Origin of the sequence: Pollutimonas bauzanensis, assembly GCF_900129885.1 — a bacterium.
Lineage (GTDB): Bacteria > Pseudomonadota > Gammaproteobacteria > Burkholderiales > Burkholderiaceae_B > Pollutimonas > Pollutimonas bauzanensis.
The window spans coordinates 119,625-134,611 of record NZ_FQXE01000011.1 but is presented as its reverse complement, the minus strand read 5'-3'; the positions used below and the strand labels follow the sequence as shown (position 1 = coordinate 134,611).

The 14,987-nt window shown below is 63.5% G+C and carries 11 protein-coding genes and 2 pseudogenes; 7 read left to right on the top strand and 6 right to left on the bottom strand.

Features of this window, described 5'->3' with window-relative positions; genetic code table 11:
- Positions 1-488: 488 nt before the first annotated feature.
- Positions 489-1,700 (bottom strand): DUF1513 domain-containing protein, encoded by a 1,212-nt coding sequence (locus BUB23_RS18550; protein ID WP_084136124.1) that lies wholly within the window; start codon positions 1,698-1,700, stop codon positions 489-491.
- A pseudogene (locus BUB23_RS27875) lies at positions 1,690-2,346 on the bottom strand (imelysin family protein); the annotation flags it as partial. The gene BUB23_RS18550 and the pseudogene BUB23_RS27875, both read right to left, overlap by 11 nt.
- Here BUB23_RS27875 and BUB23_RS27870 point away from each other — a divergent pair.
- Entirely contained in the window at positions 2,230-2,760 is a 531-nt protein-coding gene (locus BUB23_RS27870; RefSeq protein WP_178372344.1) for a pentapeptide repeat-containing protein, read from the top strand. The pseudogene BUB23_RS27875 and the gene BUB23_RS27870 sit on opposite strands and share 117 nt — an antisense overlap.
- Here BUB23_RS27870 and BUB23_RS27865 read toward each other — a convergent pair.
- The 3 genes and pseudogenes from BUB23_RS27865 to BUB23_RS18535 all read right to left on the bottom strand — a co-directional run.
- Positions 2,653-3,006: pseudogene (locus BUB23_RS27865) on the bottom strand (imelysin family protein); the annotation flags it as partial. The gene BUB23_RS27870 and the pseudogene BUB23_RS27865 overlap by 108 nt on opposite strands.
- A 352-nt stretch (positions 3,007-3,358) precedes the next feature.
- Positions 3,359-4,846 carry a di-heme oxidoreductase family protein gene (locus BUB23_RS18540; protein ID WP_073105933.1) on the bottom strand — a complete coding sequence of 496 codons (1,488 nt, stop codon included), beginning with the start codon at positions 4,844-4,846 and terminating at the stop codon, positions 3,359-3,361.
- Positions 4,847-4,876: 30 nt separating this feature from the next.
- On the bottom strand, positions 4,877-6,172 hold the full coding sequence (locus tag BUB23_RS18535; protein ID WP_073105931.1) for an imelysin family protein: 1,296 nt from the start codon (positions 6,170-6,172) through the stop codon (positions 4,877-4,879).
- A 327-nt stretch (positions 6,173-6,499) separates the two neighbouring features.
- On the opposite strand from BUB23_RS18535, the gene BUB23_RS18530 reads away from it, so the two are divergent.
- The 4 genes from BUB23_RS18530 to ligD all read left to right on the top strand — a co-directional run bounded on the left by BUB23_RS18530 (position 6,500) and on the right by ligD (position 11,961).
- Positions 6,500-7,240, top strand: coding sequence for a FadR/GntR family transcriptional regulator (locus BUB23_RS18530; protein ID WP_073105929.1), 741 nt, complete (start codon positions 6,500-6,502; stop codon positions 7,238-7,240).
- Positions 7,241-7,319: 79 nt separating this feature from the next.
- Positions 7,320-8,231, top strand: coding sequence for a 5-dehydro-4-deoxyglucarate dehydratase (gene kdgD / locus BUB23_RS18525; RefSeq protein ID WP_073105927.1), 912 nt, complete (start codon positions 7,320-7,322; stop codon positions 8,229-8,231).
- Positions 8,232-8,319: 88 nt separating this feature from the next.
- Positions 8,320-9,360, top strand: coding sequence for a non-homologous end joining protein Ku (gene ku, locus BUB23_RS18520; RefSeq protein ID WP_073105925.1), 1,041 nt, complete (start codon positions 8,320-8,322; stop codon positions 9,358-9,360).
- Positions 9,361-9,363: 3 nt separating this feature from the next.
- On the top strand, positions 9,364-11,961 hold the full coding sequence (gene ligD / locus BUB23_RS18515; protein WP_073105923.1) for a DNA ligase D: 2,598 nt from the start codon (positions 9,364-9,366) through the stop codon (positions 11,959-11,961).
- Here ligD and BUB23_RS18510 read toward each other — a convergent pair.
- Positions 11,945-12,856, bottom strand: a complete 912-nt coding sequence (locus BUB23_RS18510) for a LysR family transcriptional regulator (RefSeq protein ID WP_073105921.1) — start codon at positions 12,854-12,856, stop codon at positions 11,945-11,947. The genes ligD and BUB23_RS18510 overlap by 17 nt on opposite strands.
- Positions 12,857-13,009: 153 nt before the next feature.
- On the opposite strand from BUB23_RS18510, the gene BUB23_RS18505 reads away from it, so the two are divergent.
- Both BUB23_RS18505 and BUB23_RS18500 read left to right on the top strand, forming a co-directional pair.
- A complete protein-coding gene (locus BUB23_RS18505; protein WP_073105918.1) occupies positions 13,010-14,473 on the top strand; it encodes a form I ribulose bisphosphate carboxylase large subunit in 1,464 nt (487 codons plus the stop codon).
- Positions 14,474-14,515: 42 nt separating this feature from the next.
- Entirely contained in the window at positions 14,516-14,935 is a 420-nt protein-coding gene (locus tag BUB23_RS18500; RefSeq protein ID WP_073105916.1) for a ribulose bisphosphate carboxylase small subunit, read from the top strand.
- Positions 14,936-14,987 lie beyond the last annotated feature (52 nt).

The following is a 14,987-nucleotide window of genomic DNA, read 5'->3' as shown; positions in this document are numbered from 1 at the left end:
GTAAGAAATCTCCGTAGATTTGAGTAAACAGAGCAGCGACTACCAAAACGAGTGCTGCTGCTCTTTCTAACTCCGCGATGGGAAGTTGGAGCTATTGCATCAAAATTCCGGGCCGCTGGCTATGATCCTGTTCGCAAATGTCCTTGTTTTATTGTTTTGTGTTGGGTGACAACAACAAAGGGCTGCTTTCCCTCTATTTGCGTAAGGGTTTACCCTTGGTTTCAGTGTTGCGCTACGGCGACATACCCGCGCCCCGCAAGAGCTTGATTTTAATTTTAAGTAAACCGCGCAATCGATTGTTTTTATTGACGCTTTAAGGAGTTGGCGCATGCCGGTTTATTGCCATGTTTTCAAACGTTTGCATTCATCCGGCGAGGTAAAAACCAGGGGCGATGCCTCCTCCGTGCTAAATATAAGAGAGTTTCGCCGCGGACGGACGGCCGGCAACTGCCAGTCGCTCCGCCCACCGGCGGCGGCGACGGCAGCGCTCAAACACGGCGCAGGTGGTTGTCCCAGGCCAGACCGGCAACGGCCATCTGAATGGCTTGCGTTTCAGCGCCCGGCAGCAAGCGCGCCAGCGCGCCCTGCCCGCTGCTGACGATAAAGCCCTTGCCCGCCGCGGGCGCCACGCCGCAGCCATCGAAGATCCCGGCGCTGCCCAGGCAATCGCCGCTGGCGGCGTCCCAAAGCACCAGCTTGCCGCCCACCGGGCTCGATCCAGCAATTATGGTGCCCGCGGCATTGGCGGCCAGCGAGCCGACATAATTCTTCATGCCGCGCAGGGTTTCGTCAGGCGCGCCGAATAATCCGGGCTGCGCGCCACGGCGATGCCTGCCCACCAAAGGCGGACGGTCCTGCGCCGGCCCCGTGTACTGGCAGCCGAACCACACCGCGCCCGAGGCGTCGACCGCCAGGTGCCGGATGGAGAGCTTGCGCAACCGCGGCTCGAGGAACACTTGCTCCAGCAAATCGCCGGTATGCAGGTCCAGGTAGGCGAGCGAGGGCCGCATGGTATCGGGATTGAGCTCCAGCTTGCCATAATCGGGATGCGTGAGGATGCCGCCGTTGGCGACGCAGAGGGTGCGTCCATCCGGCATCAGCACGACTTCATGCGGCCCGATGCCGGCGCTCGGGAATTCGTCGACGCGGCGGCAGGCGCCGCCTTCGCTCGCGTCGTACACGCCCAATACGCCGCGTCCGGCTTCGTAGTCGTTTTCGGTCGCGACCATGAGCCTGCCGTCCGCCGAAAAAACCCCGTGGCCGAAGAAATGGCGCCCCGGCGCAGCCTCCAGCGCCTGCGGCGGACGCTTGCCCGCCAGGTCGAAGGCCACCGCAAAGAACCCCGGCTGCCTGCCGAACACGACTGCGCGCCCGCGAGCCGGGTCGATGGCGAAGCTGTGTCCGCGGTACGGCATGGGGATCACCAGCCTGTCCCGCCCGAACTCGTCGATAAGCGCGGCCTCGTAGCGGCCCGCGTTCTTGCGGGCGGCCAGGTAGAGCAGGCCCGCGGCGCTCGAATCAGCATCCATGGATGAAGTCGACGGCTCGAGCGCCGCGGAGCCATCAGCCAGTGCGGAACCATCAGTCCATGCAGACCCATCAGTCCATGCAGGCTCGCCAGCCAATGCGGGGCCGGCCGCCCAAGGGCCGGCGCCATAGGCGGCCAGAAGGGCCAGGAAGCGGCGGCGGTCAATCTCCATCGAGCGCATTGAAACCTATCCTCACGCCCAAGGCCGGGGCGAGATCCTCATCGACCAGGCTCTTGGCGTTTTTTATCAAGAGAGCGGCCAGCGTCAACTGGCGGTAGCCTTCTTCTGTATCGACAATAGATATCCATTCAGAACCTGGCCCCGCTTGGCCCGGTTGTCCTCCGCCAGCCGGGAGGGCGTTGAAATTCTCCACGATGCGCCGCAGTTCATCCTGCAGACTGGCGTCTATCCATGCCTCGCCGCCGCCGAACTGATAGCCGCCCGCCTTATAGAAGCGCAGCATGCCCGCGGCTGCCGCGGCCATGGACGGAATGGCCAGCCCGCTGCGCCAGAAGGCGGCGCGCCTGGGTCTAGCTGCCTTGATATCCGCTGGCCTGGCTGCCTTGATATCCGCGCCCAGTACCGGCAGCAGCTTGACATCGCGGGCGAACTGCAGGCCCGTGGACAAGGCCTTGATGGCTTCGCCCGCCACTTCCTGCTGATTGCGGTATAGCGGATTGGATGGCGAGGGATGGGAGAATTGCCGCGCGTAGCCGCCCGCCGGATTCCACTCGTCCACCAGTTGCGTCCCCAGGCGCGCAAGATTTCCCGCGATGGCGACGGCGTAAGCGCAAGCCGGCGCAAAGGCGGCGGCTGTCGTTTTGGCGGCTGTCGTTTTGGCGGCTGTCGTTTTGGCGGCTGTCGTTTTGGCGTCTGTCGTTTTGGCGTCTGTCGTTTTAGCGTCTGTCGTTTTAGCGTCTGTCGTTTTAGCGTCTGTCGTTTTAGCGGTTGTCGTTTTAGCGGTTGTCGTTTTGGCGGTTGTCGTTTTGGCGGTTGTCGTTTTGGCGGTTGTCGTTTTGGCGGTTGTCGTTTTGGCGTCTGCCATTTTGGAGTCTGCCGTTTGGGCGCCGGCTTGCGCGGCCGCTCCCGCCCGGGCTTGGGCAGCGGATTCCTCTTCGGCCGGCTGTCCGGCCAGCAAACCGCCATCGCGGTACAGCAGGTATTCCAGAGCGGGCAAGCCTTGCGCCGCCACGCTGTGCGACGCCAATGCAATGGCGTCGGGCACGGCTGAGGGCTGCGCCAGCAGGCCCTGCGCTTGCCGCAAAGTGATGCCGCGCGGATCGGGCCAGAAATTTATTTTCTCGTAGCGGTTCGCCGCCACCAGCGGCCCGAAACGCAGGAATTCTATGCCGGACCAGGATTTGACCAATTGCGCGTAGCCATCCCGCAGGCCCTGCTGCCCCGCCGTGCCCGGGGCGGCGCACCAGCCTTGCAAAGCCGTGTGCAACTGGCTGGCCGATTGCTGGAAGTCCCGCATGGCGGGCGCGATATAGCCCTGCACGAGCCGCTTGCCAAGATCGGGAGGCAGCTCGCCGGCGTTGGAAATGGCGGCTGGCAGCAGCAAAACCAGCGCCAGCATACGCGGCTTCATAAGATGGAATACCGGGCTAAGAAAGAGCGTCTTCGTCATTTGATATACATATTGTCTGGCGTTTTGAAATTCATTTCGCAAACTTGAGGGATCCCACTGAAGGCAGGCCACTAACGGGGGTCACTAAAGACAGTCCACTAAAGGGGGTCACTACGGGGAACACTAAAGGATTCCACTAAAGGATTCCACTTCAGGGATTCCACTTCAGGGATTCCATTTGAGCATTTAAGGGATTCCATCAAAGGGATTCCAGGAAGCGGATGAGGTCGGCGCGCTGGGCCGGCGTCATGGCTACGACGCGGTCGCGCGGCGCCTGGGCTTCGCCGCCATGCCACAAGATGGCTTCCAGCAGCGTGCGCGCCCTGCCGTCATGCAGCCAGGTGGCATTGGGATTGACGGTCTTGGTCAGGCCTATGCCCCACAGCGGCGGCGTGCGCCATTCGCGGCCGCCGGCATCGCCCTCGTCCTGGCCGTCGGCCAGGCCCGCGCCCATATCGTGCAGCAGCAGATCGGTATAAGGCCATATCAGTTGAAAGCGGTGTTCCGGCCGCTTGGCGTCGCGCCGGGTCACGTACTTGGGCACGTGACAGGCAATGCAGTTGGATTCATAGAACAGCTTTTTGCCGGCCAGCACGCGTTCGTCGTCCGCGTCGCGCCGCTGCGGCAGCGCCAGGTTCTGCGAGTACATGGTCACGAAGTCCATCAGGCGGGCCGGCACCTCGTGTTCGCCCAGATGCGCTTGCGCCCCATGCGGCATGTCCAGGCAAGCTTGCTGGGCGGGCGTGCAATCGCCATAGTGGCTGGGAAACAGGGGCGTGGACAAGCCCATGTCGCCGGAAAACGCATTGGCGGACTGGCGCTCGACCGTGGGCTGGCCGGCTTTCCAGTTGAAGCGGCCCAGCACGCGCTTGCCGCTGCGCGCGTCATGTATCCAGTTGGGGCGCCCCGAGATGCCGTCGCCGTGATCGCCGGCGGCATGGGCCAGGATGTCGTCTTCGTGGATGGCCTCCAGCAAACCCAGGCCCAGCATGGGCGGCGCCAGCCGCGGCGAGTAGCGCACATCCGGATGCAGGGGGCCGTAGCCCAGGTCTTCGACGCTATAGGCGGGCTCCATCAATACCGCCGATGCGCCGCCGGCAAGCGCAACGGCGATTTCGCGGTACTGGATGTTGATGCGGCCTTCCGCGGGCAGGCCCGGCACCGCAAAAGGCTGCAGCTGATGCCCATAAACCGGGTCGGGCAGGGACGCCACCTCGCCCTGGCCCAGCCGCTGGCGCGCCTCATCGGCGCTGCCCGGTATCGAAAGGCGCAGCAGCAGCGCCACGACATCGCTGCGTTCCAAGGGGTCGAAGCCCGGCACCGTGCCCCTGCCGTCTTTGACATGACAGGCTTGGCAAGACCTGGCATTGAACAAAGGACCCAAGCCATCGGAGGCCTGCGTGGACGACGGCGACGAAACCCAATCCTTGCGGAACAGCCCATTGCCGACCATGAATTCCTGGCGTCCCTCGAAGCTGAGATTGGCGGCCGGGTGCGAGAAAATATCCGGGTTGATGAGCTTTTTGATGGTGCCCGCGCCGCCCTGCATAGTCTCGAACGGCTCGGCCCGCGAGAAATCCGTCGCAGGCCGGGTAATGTCTTTGACGCGGGCGCGGTCCGTGGCGCTGAGGTCGGCGCGCGGCGCCGGCCCACCGGCCCACGCGGCCGGGAACAGCCCCAGCAGCATGATGGCAGCAGCGAATCTCACTGTTGCACGCTATTGGAAAACGGCGTCGGGCTTGTCCAGGCTGTCGGAACCTTCCAACTGGATATCGCCCAGCTCCAGGGCCGCAATCACGCGCTCTATGCTGCGCGTTTGCGCCACCAGGCCGTCGATCGCGGCCTGCACCACGGCATTGCCCTTGTCATTGCCCTGGGCGATCATCTGGTCGTAGGTCTCCACCGTTTCCGCATGGCGCTTCATGGCCTGCATGGCCTCGAAGGTGGCGTCCAGCTTGGCGCGCATTTCCGCATCCAGCCCGGCATCGCGCGCCCGGACCAATTCCGACAGGCTCGCGCCGCGGACCACGGACCCATCGGTTCGTTTGTACTGTCCCATATATACATTCATCATGCCAAGCTGATTATAAAAATGCGAATTGTGCGTATTGTCGGAAAAGCAGTCGTGCTCTTCTTCGGGGTCATGCAGCATCAGGCCCAGCTTGATGCGCTCGCCGGCGAGCTCCCCATACGACAGGCTGCCCAGACCGGTCAGCATGGCTATCAGGCCGGCCTTGGGGTCGTCCTGCACGGCGGCCCGCGCCGCGCCCTTGGCCTGCCAATGGCCCACCATTTCCTCCAGGTCGGCGACCAGCAGATCGGTAGCCACTTTCAGGAACCGGCCGCGCCGCTCGCAATTGCCGCCGGTGCAGTTGGCGGCATCGAAATCGGTATGCGGCCGATTGCCGGCGTGGCGCTCCTGGGGCGTGCCCTTGCGATCCGCCGGCGCCGGGCCGGTGCCGTTGAGGTCCTGTCCCCAAAGCAGGAATTCTATGGCGTGATAGCCCGTCGCCACGTTGGCCTCGTTGCCGTCGGCCTCTTGCAGGACATCGCGCAGCAGCGTGGCGGTAATATCCGTGGCGTCAACGGCCTTGCCGCCCACGCTCAGCTTTTCATTGGCGATCACATTGACCACGTAATAAGCGTTGGCTGGCGAATCGCTGCCATAAGACGCATCCACATAATCGATCATGCCTTCATCCAGAGGCCAGGCGTTCACGCGCCCCTCCCAGTCATCGACGATGGGGTTGCCAAAGCGCAAGGCTTCGGTTTGCTGATAGGGAACCCGGGCGTCCAGCCAGGCGCGGCGGGCGGCGTTCAGGGTGTCGGCGCCGGGCCGGGCCAGCAAGGCATCCACCGCGGCCTGCAAGGCGCGCGCGGTCGACAGGGCGTCTTCATACCCGGCCTGCGCCACATCCGCATAGGCTTTGACCACAGCCTTGGGTTCGACGGCCGCATAAGCCCCCGTGCTCATCGAGACGGCCAACACGGCCCCCAACAACAATTTACGCATATCCACTCCCGGGGCCCCGCCCCGCCCTGAAATTGATCGGCCGGCGTAATTCAGCCGGTCGCAAGCTTAAGCTGACCGCATCGTTCAGCTTGCCGTAAGTGTAAACGATTTGCATTTGCGGTGAGAGGCACGGCCCTAGGGTAATCAGCAATATCAAGTCATACGACAACCGATAACAATGAGTACTGGAATGCTGGCCCGCGGCTTGGCCGGCAAGGCGGCGGTCGACCGTCTGGCGGGGGTTTGCGGCGACAATGAGGTGTTGATGCCGAGTCCCCCCTACAATACTGGTCCGATCGCATGCATTTACCTGAAGCTCCAGTATCCATGACAGCCACTACGAAATCATCGCTGCCCCAATTGCCACGGCGCCGTTCCCGCAGCCTCGCGCAGGAGGTCGTCGATGATTTGCTGAGCCAGATCGAGAGCGGCGCATTGCGGCGGGGCGATAAATTGCCGACCGAGTCCGAGCTGATGCTTACGCAAGGCGTCAGCCGGACCGTGATACGCGAGGCCATTTCGCGCCTGCAGGCCGGCGGCGTGGTGGAAACCAGGCATGGGATAGGCTCGTTCGTGCTGGATGCGGAAAACAGCAGGAATTTCCGCATCGATCCCAAGGATCTGGTCACTATCCATGACATCCTGAATGTCCTCGAATTGCGGCAAAGCATGGAATCGGCCGCCGCGGGCATCGCCGCGCTCAAGCGCAGCCAGGACGACCTGGAAAAGTTGCAGGCGATCCTGCGGGAGTTCAAGCAATTGCTGGGGGAAGGCAAGGAAACCGTGGATGCCGATTTCCGCTTCCACCTGGCCATCGCCCAAGCCACCGGCAACCGCTATTTTGTCGAATTCATGTCCTACCTGGGGCAGACCGTCATTCCGCGCACCCGCATCAACACGGCATCGCTGGGCAAAGAAACCCAAATGCGCTATCTGGAGCGCGTTCACCATGAACACGAGGAAATCTACCAGGCCATAGCGCTGCAGAACCCGCTGGCGGCCAGCGGCGCCATGCACATGCACCTGAGCAAAAGCGCCGAACGCCTGAGGTCGACGCTCGCGGCCTGAAGTTGCCTGGCCTTTTTTTCACCCTAGTCATACGACAACCGACAAGTTCGCCTGCAAGGCGATACACTGGAGCAAACAGATGGATCCACAACAACTCAAGGCAATCATCAGTTCCGGACTGCTGTCTTTCCCTCTCACGGATTTCGACAGCAAAGGGGATTTTCACGAACCGGGCTACCGCGGCCGGCTCGAATGGCTCATGCCTTATGGCCCCACCGCCCTGTTCGCCGCGGGCGGCACCGGCGAATTCTTTTCCCTGACCGGCCATGAGTATCCGCAAATCATCAGGGCGGCGGTCCAGACCTGCCAAGGCCAGGTGCCCATAATCGCGGGCGCCGGCGGCCCCACGCGCTTTGCCGTCGAATGCGCGCAGGCCGCCGAGCAAGCGGGCGCCGACGGCCTGCTGCTGCTGCCTCATTATCTGACCGAGGCGAGCCAGGAAGGCCTGGCCGCCCATGTCGAGGAAATATGCCGCAGCACCAGGATAGGCGTCATCGTCTACAACCGGGCCAACTGCCGCTTGAGCCCCGACACCCTGGAATACCTGGCGGGCAGGTGCCCCAACCTGATCGGCTTCAAGGACGGCATCGGCAACATCGAGCTGATGTCCGCCATCCATCTGCGCATGGGCGAGCGCTTTTCCTACCTGGGCGGCCTGCCCACGGCGGAAGTGTATGCCGCCGCCTACAAGGCGCTGGGCACACCGGTGTATTCGTCGGCGGTGTTCAATTTCATACCCCGCACGGCGATGACCTTCTATGAAGCCGTGGCCAAGGACGACACCGCGCTGCAGCACAAGATACTGAAAGAATTCTTCATGCCCTACCTGGACATCAGGAACAGGGCGGCGGGCTATGCCGTCAGCATCGTCAAGGCGGGGGCGGCCCTGGCGGGACACGATGCCGGGCCCGTGCGCGCGCCATTGACCGACCTGAAACCGGATGAAGTCGAAATGTTGCGAGTGCTGATCGACCAGGCGGGGCCCCAGTAGGCGCGCAGGCTGCGCGCCGCGGCATGCCGCTTGCTGATTGCCCCCATACCGGCGCCCATGGCGGCGCCCCATTCCGCAAGAGGCTGCCGTGGCAACGACAAGTAAACGCGCGCTATGGAAAGGCGCCATTTCATTCGGGCTGGTGCACATTCCCATTGCCCTGCATTCGGCCACACAGGAGCAGGGCCTGGATTTCGACTGGCTGGACAAGCGCAGCATGGACCCGGTGGGGTACAAGCGCATCAACAAGGCGACAGGCAAGGAAATCGCCCGGGAGAACATCGTCAAGGGTATAGAATACCAGGACGGCCAGTACGTGGTGCTATCGCAGGAAGAGATCCAGGCCGCCTACCCCAAGACAACCCAGACAGTGGAAATCGAGGCCTTTGTGCCGCTAAGCTCCATTCCCTTCATCTACCTGGAACGGCCCTACTACATGTCGCCGATCAACAAGGGCGGCAAGGTGTATGCGCTGCTGCGCGAAGTGCTGCACAAGACCAGGAAGGTGGGCATCGCCAAAGTCGTCATCCAGACCAAGCAGCACCTTGCCATCCTCATGCCTTGCGGCCCGGCGCTGATCCTGAACCTGCTGCGCTGGGACGACGAAATCCGTTCCTGGGACGAACTGAGTCTGCCCGCGGAGGGAGCCCGCGCCGCCGGACTGACCGACAAGGAAATGGCGATGGGGGAGCAACTGGTCGCCGACATGAGCGCCAAATGGCAACCGCAAGCCTTCACCGATTCGTTCAAGGACCAGATTCTGCAGCTCGTGAAAGAGAAGGTGGAGGCCGGCGAGACAGAGGCCGTGTCGCAGCCCGAGGAGCAAGGCGAAGATGCCGCCGGCGCCAAGATTTACGACTTGACGGAAATGCTGCAGCGCAGCCTCAACAAGGGGACGCGCACGCCGGCCAAGGCGGACGGCGCCAGGACGCCCAGGAAGCCGGCGGCCAAACCCGCCGCGAAAGCCGCCGCCCGGGCTTCGGGAAAATCCGCCAGACCGGCGCCCGCCGCAAAGTCTCCGGCCGCCAAATCCGGCGCGCCTTCCAGCGGCGGGAAAACCGCCAAAAAGGCGCCGGCCGCGAAAAAGAGCGCCAAGCCGACACCGCCCAAAGGGCGCAAGGCGGCATAGCCCATGGCCAGATCCGACCCCCTGGAACGCTATAAATCCAAGCGCGACTTTACACTTACCGGCGAGCCCGCCGAAGGCGGGGCGGCCAATGATGCAACGCCCTCCTTCGTCGTCCAGAAACACTGGGCCAGCCGGCTGCACTATGATTTCCGGCTGGAGCTGGACGGCGCCATGAAAAGCTGGGCGGTGCCCAAGGGCCCGAGCTTCGACCCGGCCGACAAACGCATGGCCGTGCACGTCGAAGACCATCCCATTTCCTACAATGCTTTCGAAGGCGTCATTCCGCCCGGGCAATACGGCGCCGGCAAAGTCATCATCTGGGACAAGGGAATATGGGAAGCCGTGGGCGATGCGCGGCAAGGCTATCGCGAAGGCAAGCTGAAATTCGAGCTGCATGGCCACAAGCTGCGCGGACGCTGGACCCTGGTGCGCATGAAGGGCAAGACGGAAAAGCAGGATGCGTGGCTGCTGATCAAGGAAAAAGACGACTTTGCGCGGCCCGCGGCCGAATTCAGCGTGGTGGACGAAATGCCGGACAGCGTCGCCCGGCTGGACGACAGGCCGGCCGCAGCCGCCGCGCCCGGGCGCAAGCGGGACCGGCCCGCCGCCGGCCGCAAGGCCGCCCTGCCCGCGGCGCTCAAGCCCGAGCTCGCGACGCTGGTGGACGCGCCGCCCGCCGACCCCGGCCAATGGCTTTATGAAATCAAGTTCGACGGCTATCGCCTGCTGGCGCGCATCCAGGGCGGCGAGGTCCAGCTGTTCACGCGCAACGGCAATGACTGGACCGGCAAGCTCGCCGGCCTTGCGCGCGACCTGGCGAAGGCAGGGCTGCCCGATGGCTGGTACGACGGGGAAATCGTCGTCGCCAACGCCCAGGGCGTGCCGGATTTCCAGGCCCTGCAAAGCGCTTTCGAGGGGAGCAAGGCCAAGGATATCGTCTACTACCTGTTCGACCTGCCCTTTTGCGATGGCTACGATTTGCGCGGACTGCCGCTCATCGAGCGCCGCGGGAAGCTGGAATCCCTGCTGTCTGGAGGGACAGGCAAAGCACAAGGCGCCTCCAGGCCGCGCCTTCCCGATTCCATACGCTTCAGCGATACCTTCGACGTGCCCGCGCGCGATATCGTGGCGTCGGCCTGCAAGCTGGGGCTGGAAGGCGTCATCGGCAAAAAGAAGACATCCCATTATGTGTCGCGCCGCTCGCCCGACTGGATCAAGCTCAAATGCGGCCTGCGCCAGGAATTCGTGATCGGGGGCTACACCGAGCCGCAGGGCTCGCGCTCGGGGATAGGCTCGCTGCTGCTGGGCGTGCACGACGACAGCGGCGCATTGCGCTATGCCGGCAACGTCGGGACGGGCTTCGACGCCAGGATGCTGGACGACATCAAGCAGAAGCTGGCCGCCTTGCACGCCCCGGAAAATCCGTTCTCGGCGCCCACCGGCATCGACCGCAAGGCGCATTGGGTGCGACCGGTCCTGCTGGCCGAAGTTTCGTTCGGCCAATGGACAAATACCGGCCGCATACGCCATTCCGTATTCCATGGCTTGCGCAGCGACAAGCCGGCTCGATCCATCATCCGGGAGACCAGCATGCCTGCCACCGCCAGCAAAGAACGCCCCGCCAAGACCAGCAGGACGGCGGCCGCCGCCCAAGGCCGGGCCGGCGGCGCGCAGCCCGGCGCCATCGGACAGCCTTCCGGAATCGCCTCGCCCCTGGGCAAGCTGAAGGTGACCCATCCGGAGCGGGTGATAGATGAATCCACGGGCATCACCAAGATCGACCTGATCCGCTACTACGCCCTGGTTGCGCCGCTGATGCTGGAACACCTGAAAGGCCGGCCCGTGTCGCTGGTGCGCGCGCCCGATGGCGTCAAGGGGCAGATATTCTTTCAGAAGCATCTGGAGACGGCAAAAATGACGGGAGTCAGGTTATTGCCGGCCGAACTCGATCCTGGCCATGAGCCCTTGATGGAAGTGGCCAGCGCCCAGGGCCTGCTGAGCGCCGCGCAGATGAATGTCATCGAATTCCACACCTGGAACGCCGTCAAGACGTCCATAGGCAAGCCGGACCGCATGACCTTCGACCTGGACCCGGGCAAAGGCGTCGAATGGCCCGCGATGCAGGAGGCGGCGCTGGTCATGCGGGCTTTCCTGAAAGAGCTCGGCCTGGTCGGGTTCGCGAAAACCAGCGGCGGCAAGGGCTTGCATGTGGTCGTGCCGCTCAAGCGGCGCCACGACTGGGACACGGTCAAGGATTTCTCGCACGCCATCGTCCTGCACCTGGCCCAAACCCTGCCCAAGCGCTATGCCGCGAAAAGCGGCCCACGCAACCGGATAGGGAAAATCTTCATCGACTATCTGCGCAATGGCTTCGGCGCCACCACGGTTGCCGCCTGGTCGGCCCGCGCGCGCCCCGGCATGGGTGTGTCCGTGCCGGTTTCATGGGAAGAAATCGACAGCCTGAAAAGCTCGGCGCAATGGCATGTGGGCAATATCCACGAGCGCCTGGACCAGGGCAACGAGCCATGGAAAGAGTACGGGCCATCCGCGCAAAGCCTGGGCGGCGCCATGAAGGCCTTGGGGTTCAAGCCCAAGTATTGATCAGGGGCGCGGCGCTGGAAACCAGGAACTCCTTGAACATCAGCGCGGCCGGCGCCAGCCGCTTGGAGCGCAAGTGCGCGACATGCCAGTTGCGCACCAGAGGCAGGCCTTTGATGTCCAGCAAAGCCAGATGCCCCGCCGCCAGCTCGCGGCGCACGGTGCGCAGCGACAGGAAGGTCAGCCCCATGCCCGCCATGACCGCCTGCTTGATGGATTCATTGCTGGGCATTTCCATCACGATGCGCGGCGTTATATGGTTGTCCGCGAGCAGGCGCTCCATGGCGACCCGGGTGCCCGAGCCCTTTTCGCGAACGACGAAATCGACATCGTTGAGGATGTCCAGCGGCGCTTGCTTGCGCCGCGACAGGACATGGCCCGGCGCGCTGACTATGCCCAGGGGATTGGTGGCAAATACCGCCGACACGCAATCCAGCGTGGCGGGCACGCTGCCCATGATGACCAGGTCCAGCTCGTTGCGCTGCAAAAGGTTCAGCATGTGCTCGCGGTTGTGTATCTGCAAAGCGATGTCTATGCCCGGGTAATGCTTGCGGAAGTGCACCAGCAGCATGGGCACGAAATATTTGGCGGTGCCCACGATGCCCAAGTCTATCTTGCCGCGCCGCAGGCCGCGCAAATCGGCCGCGGTATCGTCGAGCTGGCGCAATTGCGCGACGGCGGCGAGGGCGATCTGCTCCACCTCGCGGCCGGCGTCCGTCAGGCGGATATTGCGCCCGACGGTCTCGACCAGAGGCACGCCCAGCGCCTCTTCCAGCTGGCGCAACTGCATCGATACCGCGGGCTGGGTCACGTGCAGCCTGGCGGCCGCTTTGGACACCGAACCGGCGCGGGCGATTTCCAGGAAAGTATCCAGCTGGCGAACGGTATATCGGCGCATGGCATTTCCATAAGCAGAAACTGATACGAAAACGATGATTTCTTATTAGATCTTATCTATCTACGTTTGTATAGTTTACCCATGCCCGCCCAGACCCCGCCAGCGCGCCGGGCCATGCCAAGAATGCGGAGCGCGGCAAAAGGAGACCAAGCCATGAGCGATATCGACGCAGTCCAGGTCACGGACCAGAAAAAACGCTACGCCGCGGGCGTATTGAAATACGCCCAGATGGGCTACTGGAACGGCGACTACGAACCCAGGGCGACCGACATCCTCGCCCTGTTCAGGATCACCCCGCAGGACGGCGTGGATCCGGTCGAAGCGGCCGCGGCGGTGGCGGGCGAATCCTCGACCGCGACCTGGACCGTGGTGTGGACCGATCGCCTCACCGCTTGCGACATGTATCGCGCCAAGGCCTACCGCATCGATCCGGTGCCCAATAATCCGGGCCAGTATTTCTGCTATATCGCCTACGACCTGTCGCTATTCGAAGAAGGCTCGATTGCCAACGTGGCGGCCTCCCTTATCGGCAATGTGTTCAGCTTCAAGCCCTTGAAGGCGGCGCGGCTGGAAGACATGAGGTTTCCCGTCGCCTACGTCAAGACTTTCGCCGGCCCGCCCACCGGCATCATCGTCGAACGCGAGCGCCTGGACAAGTTCGGCCGCCCCCTGCTGGGCGCCACGACCAAGCCCAAGCTGGGCCTGTCGGGCCGCAACTACGGCCGCGTGGTCTACGAAGGGCTGAAAGGCGGGCTGGATTTCATGAAGGACGACGAAAACATCAATTCGCAGCCATTCATGCACTGGCGCGATCGCTTCCTGTTCGTCATGGACGCCGTCAACAAGGCCTCGGCCGCAAGCGGCGAAGTCAAAGGCAGCTATCTGAACGTGACGGCCGGCACCATGGAAGAAATGTACCGGCGCGCCGAATTCGCCAAGGAATTGGGCTCGGTAGTCATCATGGTCGACCTGGTCGTGGGCTGGACCGCCATCCAGTCCATGTCGTTCTGGTGCCGGCAGAACGACATGATCCTGCATATGCACCGCGCCGGCCACGGCACCTACACGCGCCAGAAAAACCACGGCATTTCATTCCGCGTCATCGCCAAATGGCTGCGCCTGTGCGGGGTCGACCACCTGCATGCCGGCACGGCGGTGGGCAAGCTGGAAGGCGACCCGATGACGGTGCAGGGCTATTACAACATTTGCCGCGATGCGCAGACCGTGGCCGACCTGCCGCGCGGCATTTTCTTCGACCAGGACTGGGGCGCGCTGCGCAAGGTGATGCCGGTGGCCTCGGGCGGCATCCACGCCGGCCAGATGCACCAGCTGCTGGACCTGTTCGGCGACGACGCCATCCTGCAGTTCGGCGGCGGCACCATAGGCCACCCCGAAGGAATACAGGCCGGCGCGACAGCCAACCGCGTCGCCCTGGAAGCCATGGTCCTGGCGCGCAACGAAGGGCGCGACATCAAGAATGAAGGCCCGCAAATCCTGCGCGACGCGGCCAAATGGTGCAGCCCCTTGCGCGCCGCGCTCGATACCTGGGGCGAGGTCAGCTTCAACTACCAGTCCACGGATACCTCGGACTTCACGCCGCTGCCATCGCTGGCCTGAACCCGCGCCCTTTCCCCGCCGCAACGCATCCAGGAGACCATCATGCGCATCACGCAAGGCACTTTTTCTTTCCTGCCCGACCTGAGCAACGCCCAGATCAGCAGCCAGCTGCAGTATTGCCTCGACCACGGCTGGGCGGTCGGCATCGAATACACCGACGATCCGCATCCCCGCAATACCTATTGGGAAATGTTCGGCGCGCCGATGTTCGACCTGCGCGACGCCGCCGGCATCCTGCGCGAAATCGAAAACGCCCGCAACACCTTCCCGCAGCATTACATCCGCGTCATGGCCTTTGACTCGACCCATACGGTGGAATCGGTGGTGATCTCGTTCCTGGTCAACCGCCCCGGCGACGAGCCCGGCTTCCGGCTGCTGCGGCAGGAAACCGACGGCCGCAGAATGCGCTATGGCATCGAAAGCTATGCGGCCAGCCGGGCGCCCGAAGGCCAGCGCTACTGAGCCGGCGGCATTCCCGCCCGAGCGCCATCGGCCCCAAACAGGCCAGACCGAG